The sequence below is a fragment of the Nocardia sp. NPDC047654 genome (assembly GCF_043205035.1).
Taxonomy (GTDB): Bacteria; Actinomycetota; Actinomycetes; order Mycobacteriales; family Mycobacteriaceae; genus Nocardia.
Window position 1 is genome coordinate 357915 of sequence record NZ_JBIDDF010000003.1, and the last position, 21214, is coordinate 379128.

Here is a 21214-nt window from a genome sequence, read left to right on the forward strand (position 1 = left end):
CTCGGCTTCCGGCCGTCCTCGTTCGGTCTTCGCCCCGACGAGTAGACCACCCCCGTCAGGTGTGCGGAACCCCTGACGTGTAACTGACAGCCCGGAAGAGCCGTAGGAGTAGATCCAGTCATGTCCGACGTCAACCTTCTCGAAGCATCCGTACGTACCGAGTTCGGCAAGGGCGCCGCCCGCCGTACCCGTCGTGCGGGCAACGTCCCGGCCGTGCTGTACGGCCACCAGGCCGACCCGCAGCACCTGTCGGTGAACGCCCAGGCCTTCGCCGCCATCCTGCGTGAGCACGGCACCAACGCGGTGCTGAACCTCGTCATCGACGGCCAGAAGCAGCTCGCGCTGACCAAGTCCGTCGTGGTGCACCCGATCCGTCGCTACATCGAGCACGCCGACCTGCTGATCATCAAGCGCGGCGAGAAGGTCACCGCCGACGTGAACGTCACCGTCGCCGGCGACGCCGCCCCCGGCACCCTGGTCACCCAGGAAGCAACCACCGTCGCCATCCTGGCCGACGCGATGAAGCTGCCGGAGGCCATCGAGGTCTCCGTCGAGGGCGTCGAGGCGGGCACCCAGATCACCGCCGGCGAGCTGCAGCTGCCCGAGGGCGTCGAGCTGGCCACCGATGCGGAGATCCTGATCGTCAACGTGATCGCCGCCCCGGCCGCCGAGCCCGCCGAGGGCGAGGAAACGGCCGAGGCCGAGGGCGCGAGCGCTGAGTAACAGCGCACCGTCCGCCGGGCCCGCGCTCGTCGTCGGACTGGGCAACCCCGGTCCCGAATACGAGCGCACCCGGCACAATGTGGGTTTCCTGGTCGCCGACGTGCTCGCCGAGCGCGTCGGCGGCCGTTTCGGTGTGCACAAGAAATCCGGCGCCGACCTGCTGCAGGCGCGGCTGGACGGGCGCCAGGTGCTGATCGCGAAGCCTCGGTCGTTCATGAACCTGTCCGGGCGGCCGGTTGCCGCGCTGGCGAAGTTCTTCTCCGTACCGCCGACCGAGGTGATCGTCGTGCACGACGAACTCGACCTTCCGTTCGGCGCCATCCGGCTCAAGCGCGGCGGCGGTGAGGGCGGCCACAACGGTCTCCGCTCCGTTTCCAGCGCTCTGACCACCAAGGACTACCTGCGCACCCGCATCGGCATCGGCCGCCCGCCGGGCCGCCAGGATCCGGCCGACTACGTGCTCAAGCCGTTCTCCGCGCCGGAGCGCAAAGAGGTCCCGGTGATCGTCGAGCAGGCCGCCGACGCGGTGGAGCTGCTGCTGCGCGTGGGTCTCGAGACCGCGCAGAACCAAGTGCACTGAGGCGCACCTCGCTCGATACGAGGTGCGCCCGGCCGATCATCCGCGCGGCAGATGGATCGCGGTCGCGGCCCTGCGCAGTTTGCCCGAAGAGGTCTTCGGCAGCGCGCCGGGGCCGAGCACGGTGACGGTGCGCGGCCGAGCGCCGACCTCCGCGAACACCGAATGCACGATCTCGCGCTCGATGCGCTTGACCTCCTCGGGGTTCTGGTGGCTGCCGCTCTCCACCACTACGGCGAAACTCTCCCGCTTCTGGCCTGCGTCGAGGCGCACCGCCACCGCGTTACCCGGACGGACGCCGCTCACCCTGGTCGCGGCGCGCTCGATGTCGGTGGGGTAGATGTTGCGGCCGCCCATGATGATCACGTCCTTCATCCGGCCGCACACCACGATCAGCCCCTCGTCGGTGAAGTAGCCGATGTCGCCGGTGTCCAGCCAGCCCTCGTCGTCCTGGGCAGGTTGGAATCCGTCCACCGTCACATACCCGGAAGTGACCGCGGGGCCGCGCAATTCGATCACACCCACCGACCGGGTGGGCAGCGGCTGACGTTCGCTGTCGACGATCCGGCCCTCCAGATGGTCGACCAGATAGCCGAGGGTGGGCAGTCTGCGGATGTTGGCGGGCTGGCCGTGCTCCTCCGGCACGGGCACCGCCTTGCCGATCGCTTCGAGCAGATCGGCATCGATGACGTCGAGCACCTGTCCGTGACCGGCGTCGGGGATGGACACGGCGAGCGTGGTCTCGGCCATGCCGTAGACCGGGGTGAGCGCCATCGGGTTGAGCCCGAAGCGTTTCCCGGCGGCGGCCAGAGCGTCCATGGTGTCCGGGTCCACCGGTTCGGCGCCGTTCCACATGTAGCGCACGCTGCTGAGGTCGAACGCGCCGTCGTCGGCCTGTCGCAGCCGCCGGGCCAGCAGCGAGTAGGCGAAATTCGGCGCGGCGGTGACGGTTCCGCGGTACTTGCTGATCAGCTCGGCCCACAGCAGCGGCCTGGTGAGGAAGTCCAGCGGTGTCACGCACACCACTTCGGCGCCGAATTGCATCGGGACGCTGAGGAATCCGACCATGCCCATGTCGTGGAACAGGGGCAGCCAGCTGACCATCACATCGTCGTCGAGCTGGAATTTCACCCGGTCGAACATGGCGTGGGCGTTGACGAAGAAGTTCTCGTGCGTGATCCGGACCGCCTTGGGCGAGCCGGTGGACCCGGAGGTCAACTGCTGCAACGCGATATCGCCCTCGGCGGTGGGTACCGGGTCGGTGTCGGGACCGTCGGGCAGCTGGTCGATGCGCACCACGGTGATGCCGCGTTCGCGCAGCAGCGGCTCGGCCGCCTCGAACGGCGCGCCCAGCACGACCGCGCGCGCTTCGATCATGGTCAGCACGGTCTCGGTGTCGCGCGCCCAGACCACCAGATCGGTGCGCGGAGTCGGCTGGTGCAACATGGTGATCGACGCGCCGCGCATCCAGACGGCCTGGCAGGCCGGGGCGATGTCGACCGGCATGCCCGCGAGCACGCCGACCGCGTCGCCGTGCCCGATGCCCGCTTCGGCCAGCCCGCCCGCCATGCGCCGGGCGATCCGGTGGATCTCTGCCCAGGTGCGCCGCAGCGGGGCGCTGGGCTCGCCGGTTACCAGTCCGCGCTCGGAGTTTCGCGCCGTGGCATACATTTCGTCGGTGAACCTGCTCAACGTTCATCTCCTAACCACCAGCTGTCGCCGGGAACCGGCCTCCCCCCACTATCCCGCCATCGCGGGGCGGCGTTAACCCCTTTTCCGGGGGCCCCAGGTCACAGCGACGAGAAGGTGGCCGCGTAGCGATCCACATAGCACCGGCCCGAGCGCGCGGCCAGCTCGCGCATCAGCTCGTCGGTGGCGGCGCGCACCAGGTGGCGCTGCTCGGCGGGCGGGTAGCGGCGCGGCGTCCCGAACTCGATGCGCACTTTGCCGAAACGCGGCAGACGACTGCCGCGTGGGTTCACCCGATCGGTACCCGACAGCGTCACCGGAACGACCGGCGCGCCGGTGGCCATGGCGACCCGCAGGGTGCCGGTGCGGCCGCGGTAGATCCGCCCGTCCGGTGAACGGGTGCCCTCGGGATGGATCGCCCAGACGCCGCCTGCTTCCAGGATGCGGGTGGCCGCGGCCAGTGCGCCCGCGGCCGCGTCGCCGCCCGTCCGGTCGACCGGAACCTGCCCGGAGACCGAGTAGAACCACCGATTGAACCGGCCGCGCAGGCCCGTCCCGGTGAAGTACTCCTGTTTCGCCAGGAACGTCACGCGCCGGGGGACGACCAGCGCGAGGTAGAGCGAGTCGATCACGGCGAGGTGATTGGCCGCGATGATCACGGGCCCGGTGCGCGGGATGTTGTCCAGCCCAGCGACATCGGGCCTGCCCAGCAGCCGCAGCAGCGGACCGAGCAGCACGTACTTGAACAGCGAGTACCACATGGAGACCTCCGTAGACGAACGCGTAGACATTGTCTACCGCATCGCGTAGACAGTGTCTATGTGCGGGAGTGTGGTTCTGCCGTGGCCGGCGTAGACAATGTCCGCATGGCCGAGAGCGAGACGCTGCGAGATCGACTGGTCGACGTCGGCGTCGATCTGCTCGAGGAGGTGGGCGCCGCGCACCTGGGGTTGCGTGCGATCACCCGGGCGGCGGGCGTCTCACACGGTGCGCCGCGGCGCTACTTCCCGACCCACCGCGCACTGCTGGCCGCCATTGCCGCGCGGGGGTTCGCCGACCTCGCCGACCGGTTCACGGCGGTGGACGCCGAGTCCGCGCGCGACCGTCTCGGGCGGATGAGCGCCGAGTACATCGAGTTCGCCGCGCGGCGGCCGGAGATGTTCACCCTGATGTTCCGGCACGATCTGCTCGAAGGCTCCGGCGAGAACCTGCGGTCGGTCACCCTGCCGCTGTTCGCGCGGTTCGCCGAGCTGGTCGGCGCGGCAGCGGGCACGACCGATCCGCGCGACCGCGCGATCGCCCTGTGGACGAATCTGCACGGCATCGCCACCACGCAGGCCAATCGCAGCCTGCGTCTGGTCGCACCCGGCGCCGACGTCGAGGCTCTGGTGGCCAGGGCACTCGCGGTGCATCTGGCCTGAGTGTCGCGGGCCGCTCGCGGCTCAAGCGCGCAGTTCCGCCACCGCGGCGACGAAGCGATCGAGTTCGTCGAAGCCGACGAAGCAGTGCGGCGAGGCGCGCACGACGGAGGCGAGGCCACGGCCGGTCATATCCAGCAGGGTCGAACCGGCGTGGCTGACCGTGACCGTGATGTCCTGCGCCAGCAACCGGTCGCGCGCCTCGACGGAGTCGATGCCGTCGACGGTGAACGACACGATGCCGCTGTGCCGCAGACCGATGTCGCGCACGGTCACCCCGGGAATCTCCGGCAGCGCCTTGCGCAGGTGCTCGGCGCGGGCCGCGATCGCGGCGTAGACGTCTTCCTGGCCCAGTTCGAGCAGGTATCGCACGGCGGCGCCCAGCCCGAGCCTGCCCGCGACATCGCATTCCCAGAACTCGAAGCGGCTGGCATCGGGCGCGAGCCGGTAGTCGTGCGGGCCGGTCCATTGCGCGCCGTGCAGGTCGAGCCGGGCGGGTTCCATCGAGCGCGCCAACTCCGGCCGCAGGTAGAGGAAACCGGTGCCACGCGGGCCGCGCAGCCACTTGCGGCCGGTGGCCGACAAGGCGTCTACGCCGAGTTCGGCCACGTCCAAGGGCAGCTGACCAGCGGACTGACAGGCGTCCAGTAGCACCAGCGCGCCGACCGAGTGCGCGATCCGGGTCGCCTCGGCAGCCGGGTTCACCAGCCCGCCGTTGGTCGGCGCGTGCAGCACCGACACCAGCTTGACCCGTTCGTCGACCAGCGCCGACAGCGCGTCCAAGTCGATCTGCCCGGTCCCGTCGCTGGGAATCTTCTCCACCGTGGCGCCGGTGGCGCGGGCCCGCTGCAGAGCGGCGATGGCGTTGCTGGCGTAGTCCGCCTCGGAGACCAGGATGCGATCGCCCGCGGCGAGCGGTACCGAGTAGAAGAAGTCCGCCCACGAGCGCGTGGCGCTGTCGCTGAGCGCGATGCTCTCGGGTGCGGCGTTGATCAGCGCGCCGATCGCGGTCTTGACATCGGCCAGATCGTCGAGCCGCTCGTTCGCGGCGCGATAGCCGCCGATCTCCGCCTCCCTGCGCAGATGCGCGACGACGGTGTCGGTGACGACCCGAGGAGGCAGCGACGAGCCGGCGCTGTCGAGGAAAACGGGTCCCGGTCCGGGCCCCGGCGCGCATCCGGGAGTGTCGGCTCGTACGCGATCGTCATCCAGCATGGAGCCGACCTTATCGGGTGAATTGTTCGGCTTCATGTCGGTTTCTTGTCGGCCTGCGTCGCTACGCTGGATGGATCGCCGCACGCGAATTTCGGCCGGGGAGTGGAATACCACCGCCCAGAATGGCGATAACCGAAGAGCAGCGGACTACGTCCCGGAGCCCACTGGAGGTTGGCATGGCGGTCACGCTCGAGAGTCCTGAGTCGGCCGGGTGTGCCACCGAGCAGGGAGAACTGTCCTCCCGCGCGGCGGCGGAAGCATATATCGGAGGGGTGTGTTTCAAGCTCGGGCCACCGGCGCTGATCGGCGCCGAACTCGAATGGCTCACAGTGCAGGGTGAGTGTTCGGCGTCGGGTCCTTCGGCCGCTCCGCGCCCCCAGCTGTCCGCCATGGCGGACGCACTCGGACCGTACGCACCACGGTCCATCGCCCCCGATTCGCCGGCGCTCGCCTTGCCGGGGGGCAGCCGGGTCACTCTAGAACCCGGCGGTCAGATCGAACTCTCCAGCGCTCCCTACGGAGCCGCCGCGCAGCTGTGTGATCGGCTGCGCGATGATGCCCGCCTGTTGCGGGAACTTCTCGAATCCCGGTCCATCCGCACCGTTTCCGCCGCCGCCGACGCGGACCGCCGCCCCAAGCGCTTGCTTCAGCTGCCGCGTTATCGCGCGATGGAGCGCTCCTTCGGCGGCATCGGGCCGTTCGGCAAACTGATGATGTGCAATACCGCGGCCACCCAGGTCAGCGTCGACGCAGGGGCCGACCGCGCGGACGTCACCGCGCGCTGGAGCGCCCTGTACGCCGTCGGCCCGGCGCTGCTGGCCGCCTTCGCCTGTTCACCCGGCCTGCGTGGCGCGCCGCCGGGAACATGGGCGTCTCAGCGCATGCGGGCCTGGTTGCGGCTGGACAACACGCGCACCCGCCCGCCGGTGCTGGACTGGGCCGACCCGATCGCCGCGTACGGCAGATGGGCGCTGGACGTGCCGCTGCTGTGCGTGCGCCGATCGGACGGCGCCGAGGGCGGTAACGGCGACTGCGCGGAATGGTCCGCACCGCCCGGTGCGACCTTCGCCGACTGGCTGTCCGGCGCACTGGACGACGAGGTCGGCCGCCGCCCCGGCATCGGCGACCTCGACTACCACCTGACCACGCTGTTCCCGCCGGTGCGCGCCTCGGGCCACCTGGAGGTCCGCTACATCGACGCCCAGCCCGGCGATGCGTGGACCGTGCCGGTGCACGTGATCGACGCGCTCATGTCCAGCCCGGCGGTGGTCGCGGAGGCGAACTCGATCGCCGCGCCGCTGGCCGGCCGCTGGGTCGATGCCGCCCGCTACGGATTGGCCGATCCCGACATCAGGGCCGGTGCGGTCGCCCTGCTACGCCTGGCGGCCGAGCACACCGCGACCGACGACGCGGCCCGCGCCGTGGAATCCGCCGCGAAACGATGTCGCCACGGACGCACCCCGACCGAGGGCGACTTCGAGCACAGCCCGGAGCCCACGGAGACAGCCCTGTGACCAGCAGCCCACCGTATTTCCCCGACAGCGACCCGGTCGACCGCACCGAGTCGCCCAGCAGCGCAGACGCCGATCAGCACCAATCCCGGAGACGTTTCCCGTGACCACTTCCCATTCCGCCTTCACCGACCACTCCGGTACCGAACAGCTGCGCGACCGGATCGCCGAGGTGCTCACGCGCGCCAGGCAACGAACCCTCACCCTCACCGACTGCCTCGACGAAGCCGAACTGGTAGCCCAGCATTCGCGCCTGATGAGCCCACTCGTCTGGGACCTCGCGCACATCGGCAATCAGGAAGAACTCTGGCTCGTGCGCGACGTCGGCGGACGCGATGCGGTGCGCGCCGACATCGACGAGCTCTACGACGCCTTCAAACACGCCCGCGCGAACCGGCCCGAACTACCGTTGCTCGATCCCGGCCAGGCCCGCGACTACGTCGGCGCCGTGCGCGACAAGGTGTGGGATGTGCTGGAGCGCAGCGACCTACGAGGTCGGCCACTGATCGATGACGGGTTCGCGTTCGGCATGATCGCCCAGCACGAGCAGCAGCACGACGAGACCATGCTGGCCACCCATCAGTTGCGCGCGGGCGCACCCGTGCTCGCCGCGGCGGCCGCACCCACCGCCGCGGCGCCGGTCACCGGGGAAGTCGTGATCCCCGCGGGCGAATTCACCATGGGCACCTCGACCGACGTGTGGGCGCTGGACAACGAGCGCCCCGCACATCCGGTCCGGGTGCCCGGCTTCGCGATCGACGCCGCGCCGGTGACCAACGAGCAATACCTGGCTTTCGTCGACGACGGCGGCTACGAGCGGCCCGAGCTCTGGTCCGAGCGCGGCTGGGCGCACCGCACCGAGGCAGGCCTCGTCGCTCCGCAGTTCTGGGAGCGCGATCCGTCCGGGCGCTGGTGGCGACGGGTATTCGGGGTGATGACCCCGCTGCGGCCGCGGCAGCCGGTCGTGCACGTGTGCTGGTTCGAGGCAGAGGCCTACGCGAACTGGGCGGGTAAGCGCCTGCCCACCGAAGCGGAGTGGGAGAAGGCGGCCAGGTTCGATCCGGCCACCGGCGCGTCGCGCCGATTCCCGTGGGGCGACGCCGATCCCGACGCGACCACCGCGAACCTGGGGCAGCGGCATCTGGAACCCGCCGAGGTCGGCGCGTATCCGTCCGGCGCGTCTCCCGCGGGCGTGCATCAGCTGATCGGTGACGTGTGGGAATGGACCGCTTCGGGTTTCGAGCCGTACCCGGGTTTCCGCGTATTCCCGTATCGGGAGTACTCCGAGGTGTTCTTCGGCGGCGATTACCGTGTGCTGCGCGGCGGTTCCTTCGGCACCGATCCGGTGGCCTGTCGCGGCACCTTCCGCAACTGGGACCATCCCATCCGTCGCCAGATCTTCGCCGGGTTCCGCCTGGCGCGGGATCTGGGTCCGGGAGAAGGCGAGTGAGCGACGCCCGTCATTCCGGCCGGCGGCCGGACCGTGGTCATGCGGTGAGTGGTCCGTCCAGGTCGAAGGTGGCGTCGGCGGGTGCCGATGTGTAGACACCTGGGTTACATCGGCCCGCCGGTGCGGGTAGGCGACATGGTGACCCTCGGCTCCCATTCGCTGCGCACGCAGGCGTGGGCGCCGCGCGACATGCGCCACGGCGGCACCATCAACGCCGACGGGTTCGGCGTCGCCTGGTGGCGCGTCGGAGCGGATGACACGGTCACCGCCAGCCGTTATCGCAACGCGGCCCCGATCTGGACCGACCCGGCCGTGGACGAGGTGCTTCCGCAGTTGGAGTCCGCCGCCGTGCTCGCAGCGGTGCGGTCGGCGACGGTCGGCATGCCGGTCGAGCGGTCCGCGTGCGCGCCGTTCACCCGTGACCGCTGGGCGTTCAGTCACAACGGCGTGGTGCCGGACTGGCGGCGCACGCTGACCGGCGTGGCCGAGGAGTTCGCGCTCATCGCCGCCGAACTCGGCGCCGAGGATCTGTTCACCCCTGCGCGTCTGCTGGAGGCGGAATCCGCCACCGACGCGGCCACGCTGTGGGTACTGCTGTGCGATCTGCTGGCGACCGGCGCACCGGACGGCGAATGGTCCGCCGCTCCGGCGGCACTGCGGCTGCTGGTGTCCGCGATCCTCGACCGGGCGCCGGAAGCACGCCTGAATCTCCTGCTCTCCGACGGCGCGCAACTGTGGGCGACCACCTGCCACCATTCGTTGTCGGTGCTGGTCACCGACGATTTCGCGCTCGTGTCCTCCGAACCCTTCGACGACGACCCGCGCTGGCGGTCGATCCCGGACCGCAGCCTGGTGAGCGCCAGGCCCGGCGCGCTGTCCGTCGACGCCCTCCTCTGACCGAAAGGCCCGTGCCATGACCGCAGCCACGCTGGATATCCACCTCACCGAAGACGACCTGAACACGGCGCTCCGCTCGGACGCCACGCGGGGTCTGACCGCGACGCCGAAATGGCTGCCGCCCAAATGGTTCTACGACGCCAAGGGCAGCGATCTCTTCGAGCGGATCACCGAACTGCCCGAGTACTACCCGACGCGCACCGAGCGCGCGCTGCTCGAGCGGGTGGTCGATGAGATCGCCGACGCCGCCCAAGCCGAGGTGCTGGTCGAACTGGGCGCCGGATCGGCGGCCAAGACCCGCCTGCTGCTCACCGCCCTCAGCGCGCGCGGACCCTTGAAGACGTATGTACCGCAGGACGTTTCGTCCGCGGCGCTGCGAGCTGCGGCCGACGAGGTCGCGGCCGAGTTCCCGGGTCTCGGCGTGCACGGTGTGGTCAGCGATTTCACCGACACCCTGGACAATCTCCCGCGCGGCGGTCGCCGGATGATCGCATTCCTCGGCGGGACCATCGGCAACCTCGTCCCCGAGGAGAGGGCCGAATTCCTCGCCAGGATCCATGCCGTGCTCGAGCCGGGTGAGCAACTGCTGCTCGGTGCCGGGCTGGTCACCGACCCGGCGGTGCTCGTGCCCGCCTACGACGACGCTGCGGGCGTCACCGCCGAGTTCAACCGGAATGTGCTGCACGTGTTGAACGCTCGCCTGCGCGCCGACTTCGCGCCGGAGAAGTTCCGGCACATCGCGGTCTGGGACGCGGCGCGGGAGTGGATCGAGATGCGACTGGAGGCGAGCGAGGACATGACCGTCACGGTCGCCGACCTCGGTCTCACCGTGCGTTTCGGCCGCGGCGAACAGATGCGCACCGAGATCTCCGCGAAGTTCCGGGTCGAGGGGCTCGACGCCGAGCTCGCCGCCGCGGGCTTCGCCACCGGGCACGTGTGGACCGATCCGGACGATCGCTTCGCGCTGGTCCTCGCCGGACGGCGCTGACCGGGGCTCCGGTCGGCGGCGGTCACCGGGAGGGCGCGCCGCCGACCACCGCCGCGAGCCACTCGACCAGCGGCCGCATCGTCTCCCACGCGGCGCGGACCTCCTTCGCCGTCCGCGGCGTGTCCAGCCACCCGGGTGCGCCGAATTCCCTGCCGCACGTGATGGATTTGTGCCGCAGCAGGTCGATGCGCGGATGGTCGGCGTCGTAACCCTTGGGTTTGGTCTTCAGCTTCTCACCGCCGATGGTGAAGCCGGCGTCGGCGAGTTTCGCGAGGATCGCCGCCAGTTCGCCGCCGCGCACCTCGTCATCGATGGTGGCGCGCAGTTGCGCGAGCTGATCGGGCGAGCCCTGGTAGAAGCCGCCGCCGACGAACAAGCCCGCGGCGTTGATCTGGACATACCAGCCGACGCCAGGCGCGGCGCGCACCACCGCGCCCTGCGCGGTCTTGTACGGCGTCTTGTCCTTGGCGAAGCGCACATCCCGATAGGGCCGGAAGATCTTCGCCGCGCCGAAATCCGGCTCCAGCTCGGCTCCGAGCGCCTTCATCGGCGTGAGTACCGATTCGTCGTAGATATTCTTGTGCGCGGTCCAGAAAGCCTTGGAGTTGTCGGCCTCCAGGTCTTCGTAGAAGTCCAGCCCGGCCAGCGGGAAGCCCGTGAATCCGGTCATGCGCGCACACTCGCCGCGCCGGTGTCACCAAAGGAACGCATACCGGAAATCTACGTCGTGAAGTCTCCGCCGAACACGGCGAATCCCACGATGAAGCCGATGACCATCCCGACGGCCGCCGCGATCGCTGCCCATTTGCCGAGCGATTCGCCCTTGTTGTGCCCGACGATCCCCAGGATTATCCCGGCCGGACCGAACAAGATCGGGCAGAACAGCACCGCGGTCACCGCGCAGACGAACCCGATGATCGAGTACACCTGGCTACCCGGCTGCCTCGGCGGGGTGGCATACGGCTCGTACCCCTCCTGCGGGTAGGACGGGTAGCGGTACTGCGGACCGGCCGCCGGTTGGTCGTACCCTCCGCCCGCCGGGTACTGAGGTTGCCCGGTCGGCGGATACGGTTGCCCCGCGTCAGCGGGCTGTCCGTGCGGCGGGTAGGGCAGTTGTCCGCCCGACCCGTATCGAGCGTGGTCGTCCGGTGTGAACCGGCGCGTCTCCTCGTCGGTCGGAGGCTGGGGAGCGGAACCCGACAGCGGGGACCCCGGCGCGGCGGGTTCGGCGCCCCAGGACTGCTGGTCGCCCGGCCCGTCGGCGCCCCACGGCTGAGGTTCGGCCGGTTGACCGCTGGGTTCCGCGCCCCACTGACCGCCCAGCGGGCCCGCGGGCGGTGTGCCGCCCGACTGCCACCATTGGTCCGCCGGGCCCTGCTCGCTTTCCGGTGCCCGCGCGGCGGCCGGATCGTGCTCGGTGGGCGGTGCGCCGGTCTGTGCCGGGGCGGCGCCGGTCAGGGGCTGAGCAGGCTCGTCACCGGAGGTCTCACCGGTCTGTTTCGACAACGACGGTGCCTCTGGCTCCCGCCGCTCGTCGTCGGTGTGGTCCGGATCCTTCGGCGTGCTCATCGCACCCTCCTCGTGTCGTCCCGGTCACGCAACCTATGCCTACCACGCTGCACGCATCGTCATAGCCGATTGCTACAGCGCGGCGCGTCGGGGCGGTATTCGGCTCAGAGGTCCTCGTCGTCGACGATCTCGATCGCGGCCACCTCGGCGGACCGGTCGTCCGCCTGGTCGTCCTCGGTGCGGCCGTCGTGCGGCGTCCACTCCTGATCCAGCTCGTCACCGATGCCGAGCCTGCCGTCGTCCTCGTCCTCGTGGTAGCGGATGCGCAGGTCGTCGGGCGGATCCTCGATATTGCGCTGATACTCGCGGATCTCGTCCTCTTGGTCGTCATCCCCCATCTCGGTCTCCAACGGGTCACGGTTCATGCCCTCGGTATCCCCACCGATCGCCGCGGCTAACGCGAACGCGCAAACGGCGGCCCGGACCGGAGTCCGAGCCGCCGTTTGCGCGGTGTGAGGCTTAGGCGTTGCCGTTGAAAAGGCCGGTGACCGAACCGTTTTCGAAGACCTCGCGGATGGTGCGGGCCAGCAGCGGCGCGATGGAGAGCACGGTGAGCTGCGGGAACTTCTTCTCTTCCGCCAGCGGGAGGGTGTTGGTCACCACGACCTCCTTGGCGCCGCAGTTGGCGAGGCGGTCGGCGGCGGGCGCGCTCAACACGCCGTGGGTCGCGGCGATGACCACGTCACCCGCGCCGGCCTCCTTGAGCACGTTGACCGCGCCCGCGATGGTGCCGCCGGTGTCGATCATGTCGTCGATCAGGATGCAGGTGCGGCCCTCGACCTCGCCGACCACGCGGTTGGACTTCACCTGGTTGGGCACCAGCGGGTCGCGGGTCTTGTGGATGAAGGCCAGCGGCGAGCCGCCCAGCGAGTCGGCCCACTTCTCGGCGACGCGCACGCGGCCGGAGTCCGGGGAGACGACGGTGATGTGCTCGAGGCTGTAGTTGGTGCGGATGTACTCCGCCAGTTGCACCTGCGCGTGCATGTGATCGACGGGGCCGTCGAAAAAGCCCTGGATCTGGTCGGTGTGCAGGTCGACGGTGATGATCCGGTCCGCGCCCGCGGTCTTCAGCAGATCCGCGACCAGACGGGCCGAGATGGGCTCGCGGCCGCGGTGCTTCTTGTCCTGGCGGGCGTACGGGTAGAACGGCAGCACGGCGGTGATCCGCTTGGCCGAGCCGCGCTTGAGCGCGTCGATCATGATGAGCTGCTCCATCAGCCACTGGTTCAGTGGCGCCGGGAAGCTCTGCAGGACGAAGGCGTCGGAACCACGGACCGACTCCTCGAACCGGACGAAGATCTCGCCGTTGGCGAAGTCCCGCGCGATCTGCGGCGTGACGTGGACGTCGAGTTCCTTGGCGACCTGCTCGGCCAGCTCAGGATGAGCGCGTCCCGAGAAGAGCATCAGGTTCTTCTGGTTATCGATCCATGACGCGGTCACTGCTGATTGCCATCCTTTTGCTCTATTGCCTGACTCGACATCTCCTTGGCCGCGACGGCTTCCGCCGCCGCGCGGGCCGCGTCCGTCCCCGGACGGTGTCGCTGCACCCAGCCCTCGATGTTCTTCTGCGGTCCGCCGGAGACCGCGAGAGCTCCGGGCGGAACGTTTCTGCGCAGTACAGTACCCGCCGCCGTATATGCTCCGTCACCCACCGTCACCGGCGCGACGAACATGGTGTCGCTGCCGGTGCGCACATGCGAGCCGACCACGGTGTGGTGCTTGGTCACCCCGTCGTAGTTGACGAAGACGCTGGACGCACCGATGTTGCTGTGCTCCCCGATGGTGGCGTCGCCGACGTATGTCAGGTGCGGAACCTTCGAATGCGCGCCGATCGAGGCGTTCTTGGTCTCGACGAACGCGCCGAGCTTGCCCACCTCGCCCACGACGGTGCCGGGCCGCAGGTAACTGAACGGGCCGATGGTCGCCTTCGGGCCGATGGTGGCGCCCTCGCCGTGGGTGCGGATCACCCGGGCGCCGTCGCCCACGACGACATCGGTGAGCGTGCTGTCCGGCCCGATCTCGGCGTCCTCGCCGACGACGGTGTTGCCGATAAGTTGTACGCCGGGGCGCAGCACGGCGTCCCTTCCGATGCGCACACCGGCGTCGACCCAGGTCGAGGCGGGATCCATGATCGTGACGCCCGCGCGCATGTGGCGTTCCAGGATGTAGCGGTTGAGCGTGTGCGCCGCCGAGGCCAGTTGCACCCGGTCGTTGACGCCGGTGACCTTGGCCGCGTCGACCAGGCGTGCGCCGTGCACCGGGTGACCGGCCTCGCGGGCCAGGCGCAGCACGTCGGTGAGGTACAGCTCGTGCTGGGCGTTGGCGGTGGACAGCCGGCTGATCATGGTGCGCAGCACCGCCGCGTCGAACGCGTACACACCGGAGTTCACCTCGGTGATCGCGGCCTGCTCGGGGGTGGCGTCGGCGTGCTCGACGATCTCGGCCAGCTGGCCCTCCGCGTCGCGCACGATGCGGCCGTAGCCGTTCGGGTCCGGCGGTACGAAGGTCAGCACGGTGACCGCGGGGCGTTCGGCGTAGCTGCGGTGCTCGTCGAGCAGTGCGGCCAGGGTGTGCCCGTCCAGCAGCGGCACGTCCGCGGAAGTGACCAGTACGTCACCGGTGAATCCGACCGGCAGGGCGGCCAGCGCGCACTGTACGGCGTGCCCGGTGCCGAGCTGCTGTTCCTGGATCGCCGGGGTGATCTCCCGGCCCAGCTCGTCGGCCACCGCGGTCACCGCCGCGCCGACCTGCTCGCGGTCGTGCCCCACCACGGTGATGAGGTACGCGGGGTCGATCTCGTTCGCCGCATGCAGCGCGTGCGCGAGCATGCTCCGACCGGCCAGCGAATGCAGGACCTTGGGGGTCTTCGACCGCATTCGCGTCCCGGCACCGGCTGCGAGAACGACGACGGCGGTCTGCTGTGGCATGGATCTCCCTCGGCTGCCTGTCCTCGTGCGGGGCATCGTCGTGCTTGGTCAGCGATCTGCGGGCCAACGATAGGGCATCGTGCTCTCGAGCTCCGCCGCCAGGACTCGAACCTGAACTCTCTGAACCAAAATCAGATGTGCTGCCATTACACCACGGCGGATTGCCACACCGGCGGTTGGCGAACACCCCGCCGCTGTGCCACGGCACGGGATGAATCCTCGCATACTCGGCCGCCTCCCCGCGAATTGTTCGGCCCGCCTGCCCGCGTATTCCGGCCGTACCAGGGCGGAGCAGGGACGGCCGGAGACACGCCTGCGGCGGACCGGTGGGCCGGGCGGGTGGATCCCCGGCGGGTCTGGGACAGTGGTATCCGAATGTCGGTGTCGTGCGTCGGAGCCCCGGTGCGACGGCCGGCTCGACACGCACGAGGGCAACTCGCCGGGCTCGCCCGCGACCCGCCCGGCATGCGACCGTCGGTCGGAGGGAACCGCCGAGGCACTCACGACCGGCAACAACGCGGAGAGGCGGAGGAGCAGGGGTGTCTTCGGGTGAGTCGCATCGAGTGTCCCGGCCGCGGATGACCGGCACGCAGCGGCGTCAGCAGCTCATCGAGATCGGGCGCGCGCTGTTCGCCGAACGCGGTTACGACGCGACCTCCATCGAGGAGATCGCGCAACGCGCCCAGGTCTCCAAACCCGTGGTGTACGAACACTTCGGCGGCAAGGAGGGGTTGTACGCGGTCGTCGTCGACCGCGAGATGTCGATGCTGCTCGACATGATCACCTCCTCGCTCACGCAGAACCGATCGCGTATCCGGCTCGAACAGGTCGCGCTGGCACTGCTGACCTACATCGAAGAACGAACCGACGGGTTTCGAATTCTGGTGCGCGATCAGCCCGCCGCGGCGGCGGAGGGCAGGTACTCCAGTTTGCTCAACGAGGCGACCAATCAGGTGGCGCACATCCTGGCCGGAGATTTCGCGCGGCGCGGGTTCGACACCAGTCTGTCCACCCTCTACGCGCAGGCGCTCGTCGGCCAGGTCGCCACCGCCGCGACCTGGTGGCTCGACGAGCGCCAACCCTCGAAAGAGGTTGTGGCGGCACACTTGGTGAACCTGTGCTGGAACGGGCTGAGCCATCTGGAGGCCGAGCCGCAACTGAGTTCGGAGTGGCGCGCGAGCGCAGGTGAGTGACCCGGATTGTTAACCAGCAAATTGCGCGACGGGTCTTGCCGAATGCTCGAATTGGCTGCCGGGCGCGCGCCTGGTGGTACGGTTCACCCATCCTTTGGGTGCTGTTCGGGCGGTAAGTCGGTCAACTTCGGGATGTCGGTCTACTTCAGGATGGCTGGTTTTGGGATGACAGGCGGATCTGATGGCTAGGCAAGCGCGCGCGGAGATCACCCGCGACTCCGTCCTGGCAGGCGCGGCCGATGTCTTTCTGCGCTTGGGATATGCGAATGCGAGCCTGAGCGAGATCATCGCGCAGTCCAATGTGACCAAGGGCGCCTTGTATTTTCACTTCGGCTCGAAGGAAGAGCTGGCGCGCGCCGTGGTCGACCAGGGCAACGAGCGACTGACCAGCTCGTGTCAGGGCTTCTTCGATCCCCGGGTGCCCGCGCTGGAAGCGTGCATCGGCATCACCTACGTCGTCGCCGATCTATCGATGAACGACCCGATGGTGGGCGCCATGCTGAAGCTGACCCACCAGATCGGCGACTACCGCGGCGCCCAAGGCGACAACATCGCCAAGAACTGGGGCGACACCTACCGGCTGCTCGCCGAGCGGGCCATCGCCCAGGGCGACCTGATCGCCGACCTGGACGCGGAGGTCATCGGCCTGCTCTGGCAGGAGATGGCCGCGGGCGTGCACATCATCGCCGTCGGCACCGAATCCATCGACCAGATGGCGGTCCGGATGGAGCGCGCGTGGTACTTCCTGCTCCCGGCCCTCGTGCCGCCGGAGAAGTTGTCCTACTTCCGCGAGTTCGCCGCTAGGCGCCTGCGCCGCTACGTGCCGTAATTTTGGCCGCGCCTGCGGCGCGGCGTGTTCGCGGCCCCTTTGTGGCTCGCGTTTGCGCGACCGCCGCTTGCTCCTTCGTCGCGTACGCGGCGGCCGCGCAAACGCGAGCCGGGCCGCGAACGGGCGCATGCTCGGTCTCGCTTCGCTCGGAACCGGGAGTTGTGGTGCGCTGGGCGCGTCGGTGTTCGAACTCGGGACGAAGTGCGCGCGGCTCGGGCGGGTGGGGTTCGGGTCGACCGGGTGTGGGTGATTCGTTGTCGGTATGGCCTGGTTGGACGTCTGCCGGGCCGGGGATGGTGGATGCGTCGGCTCGGCACCTCGGGGTGCGGGGCGCGCTGGCGTTCCGGCTGGGATGTCGCGTACGCGGCGTGGAGCGTCCGAAGGCGGTCGCTTCGGCGCACATCGGCGACGGCCCGGGAGCGCGTCCCCGCAGGCGCTGCAATTACGGGACACCCGCTTAACTAGACTCGGTTGGCCGCTCGAACCGTGTCGCCTGCGCTCAGGAGTTGTCGATGTCCACCCACCGCCCACCGTTGGCGGGACTGGCCGCTGCGGCCGGTGCCGATACCTCGCTACGGACCGTCGCGGAGCTGATCGGGACCACGTCGGTGGCGTTGGTCGCGCCGTCGGCGGTGCGGCCGTTCGTCGCGGCGCGGGTGGCCGCCGAGCGGCCGCTGGTGGTGGTCACGGCCACGGGGCGGGAGGCCGACGACCTGACCGTCGAGCTGGCGGAGATGCTCGGTCCCGCGGTCGCGCAGTTCCCGTCCTGGGAGACGTTGCCGCACGAGCGGCTCTCGCCGGGCGCGGACACGGTGGGGCGCAGGCTGGAGGTGCTGCGCCGGATCGCGCACCCCGACGACCCGCATTTCCCCGCGCCACTGCGCGTGGTGGTGACGACGGTGCGATCGCTGATGCAGCCGATGGCGGGCGGTCTCGGCGACATCGAGCCGATCGTGCTGCGCGTGGGCGTCGAGCTGGACTTCGACGAATTGCTCTTGCGGCTGGTGGAATTCGCCTACACCCGGGTCGACATGGTGGGCAAGCGCGGCGAGTTCGCGGTGCGCGGCGGCATCCTCGATGTCTTCCCGCCCACCGCCGACCATCCGGTGCGTGTCGAGTTCTGGGGCGACGAGATCACCGAACTGCGGCCGTTCGCCGTCGCCGATCAGCGCTCGCTGCCGGACGTCGCGGTGGACCTCGTGGTCGCGCCGCCGTGCCGGGAGCTGCTGCTCACCGCCGAGGTGCGCGAGCGGGCCGCCGAGGTGGCCGCCGCCAACTCCGCCGACGCGGCGCTGGTGGAGATGCTGGAGAAACTGGCCCAGGGCATCCCGGTAGAGGGCATGGAAGCGCTGCTGCCGGTGCTGCGACCGGGGCAGTTGCGGTTGCTCACCGAGGTGCTGCCGGAAGACACCCACGTGCTGCTGTGCGATCCGGAGAAGATCCGCACCCGCGCCGCCGACCTGGTGCGCACCGGTGAGGAATTCCTGGAGGCGTCCTGGACGGCTGCCTCGTTCGGTGGCGCCGCGCCGCTCGGCGGCCACGGGCTCGACCTTGCCGCGTCGGCCTACCAGCCGCTGTCCGACGTCCGCGCCAGCGCCGATCGGCAGGGCCTGCCCTGGTGGACGCTGAGCCCGCTCGCCTCCGGCGATTCGTCCGAGGTCGTCCTGCGGGTGCTGCCCGGCCCCGCCGCGCGCGGGTCCGACGAACTGGTGGCGACCATGTTCGCCTCGTTGCGCGCCCACGTGACCACCGGCGGCAGGGCAGTGGTGGTCGTCGCTGGTCACGGCACCGCGCAGCGCATCATGGAACGGCTGGCGGATGCCGACGTGCCCGCCGCGGCGCTGGAGACGGGCGGCGAGCCGAACGAGGGCGTGGTGGGCGTGCTGTGCGGCTCCCTGCACGACGGCCTGGTGTTCGAAGACGCCCGTTTGGTGGTGGTCGCCGAGTCCGACCTGACCGGCAACCGGGTCACCGCGCCGACCGAGGGCAAGCGGATGCCCGCGAAGCGGCGCAACCAGGTCGACCCGCTCGCGTTGAGCGCCGGTGACATGGTGGTGCACGACCAGCACGGCATCGGCAAGTTCGTCGAGATGATCGAACGCACCGTCGGCGGCGCCCGCCGCGAGTACCTGGTGATCGAGTACGCGCCGGGCAAGCGCGGCCAGCCCGGCGACCGGCTGTTCGTGCCGATGGAGTCGCTCGACCAGCTCTCCCGCTACGTCGGCGGCGAGATGCCCAGCCTGTCCAAGCTCGGCGGCTCGGACTGGGCCAACACGAAACGCAAGGCGCGCAAGGCTGTTCGTGAGATCGCCGGCGAGCTCGTGCAGCTGTACGCGGCCCGTCAGGCCGCGCCGGGCCACGCCTTCGGGGCCGACACGCCGTGGCAGAAGGAGATGGAGGACGCGTTCGCGTTCACCGAGACCGTCGACCAGATGACCGCCATCGCCGAGGTGAAGGCGGATATGGAGAAGCCGGTCCCGATGGACCGCGTGGTCTGCGGCGACGTCGGCTACGGCAAGACCGAGATCGCGGTGCGCGCGGCGTTCAAGGCGGTGCAGGACGGCAAACAAGTCGTCGTGCTGGTGCCGACCACGCTGCTCGCCCAACAGCATCTACAGACGTTCGCCGAGCGTGTCGCGGGTTTCCCGATCACCGTGAAGGGCCTGTCCCGCTTCACCGATCCGGCCGAGGCCCGCGCCGTGCTGGAGGGAATGGCCGACGGCAGCGTCGACATCGTGGTGGGCACCCACCGGCTGCTACAGACCGGCGTGCGCTGGAAGGACCTCGGCCTCGTCGTGGTCGACGAGGAGCAGCGGTTCGGTGTCGAGCACAAGGAGCACATCAAGGCGCTGCGCACGCACGTCGACGTGCTCACCATGTCGGCGACCCCGATCCCGCGCACCCTGGAGATGAGCCTGGCCGGGATCCGCGAGATGTCGACCATCCTCACCCCGCCGGAGGAACGCCACCCGGTGCTCACCTATGTGGGCGGATATAACGACAAGCAGGTCACCGCCGCGATCCGCCGCGAACTGCTGCGCGACGGGCAGGTCTTCTACGTGCACAACCGGGTGTCGTCGATCGACAAGGCCGCCAAGCGGATTCGTGATCTCGTGCCGGAGGCGCGGGTGGTGGTCGCGCACGGCCAGATGAACGAGGACGCGCTGGAGTCCACCGTGCAGGGTTTCTGGCAGCGCGAATACGACGTGCTGGTGTGCACCACGATCATCGAGACCGGCCTGGACATCTCCAACGCCAACACGCTGATCGTGGAACGCGCCGACGCGCTCGGCCTTTCGCAGTTGCACCAGTTGCGCGGCCGGGTGGGGCGCAGCCGGGAACGCGGCTACGCCTACTTCCTGTACCCGCCGGAGAAGCCGCTCACCGAGACGGCCTACGACCGGCTGGCCACCATCTCGCAGAACTCCGACCTCGGCGCGGGCATGGCGGTCGCGATGAAGGACCTGGAGATCCGTGGCGCGGGCAACGTGCTCGGCGCCGAGCAGTCCGGTCACGTCGCGGGCGTCGGCTTCGATCTCTACGTGCGGCTGGTCGGCGAGGCCGTCGAGGCGTACCGCGCCGCCGCCGACGGCAAGCCGATCACCACCGAGGAGGTCAAGGAGGTGCGCATCGACCTGCCCGTGGACGCGCACATCCCGCCCGACTACATCGCCAGCGACCGGCTGCGCCTGGAGGCGTATCGCAAACTGGCAGCGGCGCAAGAGGATGCGGCGCTCGCGCTGGTCGTGGACGAACTCGTCGACCGTTACGGCCCGCTGCCGGTGGAGGTCGGGCGCCTGGTGTCGGTGGCCAAGTTGCGGCTGCTCGCCCGCGAGTACGAGGTCACCGAGATCGCGGTCACCGGGACGACGTTGAAGATCTCGCCCCTGCATCTGCCCGATTCCAAGCAGATGCGGCTCAAGCGGCTCTACCCGAGCGCGGGATACCGCGCCGCGTCCGGAATGGTGCAGCTTCCGTTGCCGCGTGTCGAGGACAGTGTCGGGGCCGAGCGCGTCCGAGATGTGGTGCTGCTGCAATTCGTCGCCGATCTGCTGCTGGCGTTGGACGGGAAGGCGCAAGGGGCGGTCGATCTCACCGTCGCCGCCGAGATGGCGCCGCGATGAGTTCGACGGGTCGCGACGAGTCCGTCCTCCGGGCCGCCCGGCATCGTGCCGCCGCGGGCGTGCCGTCCGGTAGCGCGCCGAACGGCGATTCGCTGCCGCCCACG

18 protein-coding genes and 1 tRNA gene are annotated in these 21214 nt (G+C 69.7%); 10 read left to right on the forward strand and 9 right to left on the reverse strand.

Annotated elements, in window-relative coordinates; translation table 11 throughout:
- Positions 1 to 120 precede the first annotated feature (120 nt).
- A complete protein-coding gene (locus ACGF7Y_RS14915) occupies positions 121 to 723 on the forward strand; it encodes a 50S ribosomal protein L25/general stress protein Ctc (protein WP_393233697.1) in 603 nt (200 codons plus the stop codon).
- Positions 716 to 1303 (forward strand): aminoacyl-tRNA hydrolase, encoded by a 588-nt coding sequence (pth, locus tag ACGF7Y_RS14920; protein ID WP_040869799.1) that lies wholly within the window; start codon positions 716 to 718, stop codon positions 1301 to 1303. Before ACGF7Y_RS14915 ends, pth begins: the two co-directional genes overlap by 8 nt.
- Positions 1304 to 1339: 36 nt before the next feature.
- Here pth and ACGF7Y_RS14925 read toward each other — a convergent pair whose 3' ends face one another.
- Together ACGF7Y_RS14925 and ACGF7Y_RS14930 are read right to left on the reverse strand one after the other, a co-directional pair.
- Complete coding sequence (locus tag ACGF7Y_RS14925) at positions 1340 to 2992, reverse strand: fatty acyl-AMP ligase (protein WP_393233700.1); 1653 nt, start codon at positions 2990 to 2992, stop codon at positions 1340 to 1342.
- Between the two features lie 98 nt (positions 2993 to 3090).
- Positions 3091 to 3750, reverse strand: coding sequence for a lysophospholipid acyltransferase family protein (locus tag ACGF7Y_RS14930; RefSeq protein WP_393233702.1), 660 nt, complete (start codon positions 3748 to 3750; stop codon positions 3091 to 3093).
- Between the two features lie 105 nt (positions 3751 to 3855).
- Between ACGF7Y_RS14930 and ACGF7Y_RS14935 the strand changes: the two genes are divergently transcribed.
- On the forward strand, positions 3856 to 4410 hold the full coding sequence (locus ACGF7Y_RS14935; protein ID WP_393233705.1) for a TetR/AcrR family transcriptional regulator: 555 nt from the start codon (positions 3856 to 3858) through the stop codon (positions 4408 to 4410).
- A 21-nt stretch (positions 4411 to 4431) separates the two neighbouring features.
- Here ACGF7Y_RS14935 and ACGF7Y_RS14940 read toward each other — a convergent pair whose 3' ends face one another.
- On the reverse strand, positions 4432 to 5622 hold the full coding sequence (locus tag ACGF7Y_RS14940) for an aminotransferase class V-fold PLP-dependent enzyme (RefSeq protein ID WP_393233707.1): 1191 nt from the start codon (positions 5620 to 5622) through the stop codon (positions 4432 to 4434).
- 176 nt (positions 5623 to 5798) lie between these two features.
- On the opposite strand from ACGF7Y_RS14940, the gene egtA reads away from it, so the two are divergent.
- The 4 genes from egtA to egtD all read left to right on the forward strand — a co-directional run bounded on the left by egtA (position 5799) and on the right by egtD (position 10468).
- Positions 5799 to 7136, forward strand: a complete 1338-nt coding sequence (gene egtA, locus ACGF7Y_RS14945; RefSeq protein ID WP_393233710.1) for an ergothioneine biosynthesis glutamate--cysteine ligase EgtA — start codon at positions 5799 to 5801, stop codon at positions 7134 to 7136.
- A gap of 100 nt (positions 7137 to 7236) precedes the next feature.
- On the forward strand, positions 7237 to 8583 hold the full coding sequence (egtB, locus tag ACGF7Y_RS14950; RefSeq protein WP_393233712.1) for an ergothioneine biosynthesis protein EgtB: 1347 nt from the start codon (positions 7237 to 7239) through the stop codon (positions 8581 to 8583).
- 87 nt (positions 8584 to 8670) lie between these two features.
- Positions 8671 to 9480: an ergothioneine biosynthesis protein EgtC gene (egtC, locus tag ACGF7Y_RS14955; protein ID WP_393233714.1), complete on the forward strand. Its 810-nt coding sequence runs from the start codon at positions 8671 to 8673 to the stop codon at positions 9478 to 9480.
- Between the two features lie 16 nt (positions 9481 to 9496).
- The gene (gene egtD, locus ACGF7Y_RS14960; RefSeq protein WP_393233717.1) at positions 9497 to 10468 is read left to right on the forward strand and encodes an L-histidine N(alpha)-methyltransferase; all 972 of its coding nucleotides are present in this window, start codon (positions 9497 to 9499) and stop codon (positions 10466 to 10468) included.
- A gap of 22 nt (positions 10469 to 10490) precedes the next feature.
- Here egtD and ACGF7Y_RS14965 read toward each other — a convergent pair whose 3' ends face one another.
- The 6 genes from ACGF7Y_RS14965 to ACGF7Y_RS14990 form a co-directional block, all read right to left on the reverse strand.
- A complete protein-coding gene (locus ACGF7Y_RS14965) occupies positions 10491 to 11138 on the reverse strand; it encodes a DUF2461 domain-containing protein (protein ID WP_393233720.1) in 648 nt (215 codons plus the stop codon).
- A 50-nt stretch (positions 11139 to 11188) separates the two neighbouring features.
- Positions 11189 to 12037 carry a hypothetical protein gene (locus ACGF7Y_RS14970; RefSeq protein ID WP_393233723.1) on the reverse strand — a complete coding sequence of 283 codons (849 nt, stop codon included), beginning with the start codon at positions 12035 to 12037 and terminating at the stop codon, positions 11189 to 11191.
- Between the two features lie 104 nt (positions 12038 to 12141).
- Entirely contained in the window at positions 12142 to 12402 is a 261-nt protein-coding gene (locus ACGF7Y_RS14975; RefSeq protein ID WP_393233725.1) for a hypothetical protein, read from the reverse strand.
- A 94-nt stretch (positions 12403 to 12496) separates the two neighbouring features.
- The gene (locus ACGF7Y_RS14980; RefSeq protein WP_393233728.1) at positions 12497 to 13477 is read right to left on the reverse strand and encodes a ribose-phosphate diphosphokinase; all 981 of its coding nucleotides are present in this window, start codon (positions 13475 to 13477) and stop codon (positions 12497 to 12499) included.
- Positions 13474 to 14964, reverse strand: a complete 1491-nt coding sequence (glmU, locus tag ACGF7Y_RS14985) for a bifunctional UDP-N-acetylglucosamine diphosphorylase/glucosamine-1-phosphate N-acetyltransferase GlmU (protein ID WP_393233730.1) — start codon at positions 14962 to 14964, stop codon at positions 13474 to 13476. Before glmU ends, ACGF7Y_RS14980 begins: the two co-directional genes overlap by 4 nt.
- 90 nt (positions 14965 to 15054) lie before the next feature.
- A tRNA-Gln gene (locus tag ACGF7Y_RS14990) sits at positions 15055 to 15125 on the reverse strand.
- 417 nt (positions 15126 to 15542) lie between these two features.
- On the opposite strand from ACGF7Y_RS14990, the gene ACGF7Y_RS14995 reads away from it, so the two are divergent.
- From ACGF7Y_RS14995 to mfd, 3 genes are all read left to right on the forward strand, one after another.
- A complete protein-coding gene (locus ACGF7Y_RS14995) occupies positions 15543 to 16157 on the forward strand; it encodes a TetR/AcrR family transcriptional regulator (protein ID WP_040869782.1) in 615 nt (204 codons plus the stop codon).
- Positions 16158 to 16338: 181 nt separating this feature from the next.
- Positions 16339 to 16986, forward strand: a complete 648-nt coding sequence (locus tag ACGF7Y_RS15000; protein WP_063052570.1) for a TetR/AcrR family transcriptional regulator — start codon at positions 16339 to 16341, stop codon at positions 16984 to 16986.
- A 512-nt stretch (positions 16987 to 17498) separates the two neighbouring features.
- On the forward strand, positions 17499 to 21110 hold the full coding sequence (gene mfd / locus ACGF7Y_RS15005; RefSeq protein ID WP_393233733.1) for a transcription-repair coupling factor: 3612 nt from the start codon (positions 17499 to 17501) through the stop codon (positions 21108 to 21110).
- Positions 21111 to 21214 lie beyond the last annotated feature (104 nt).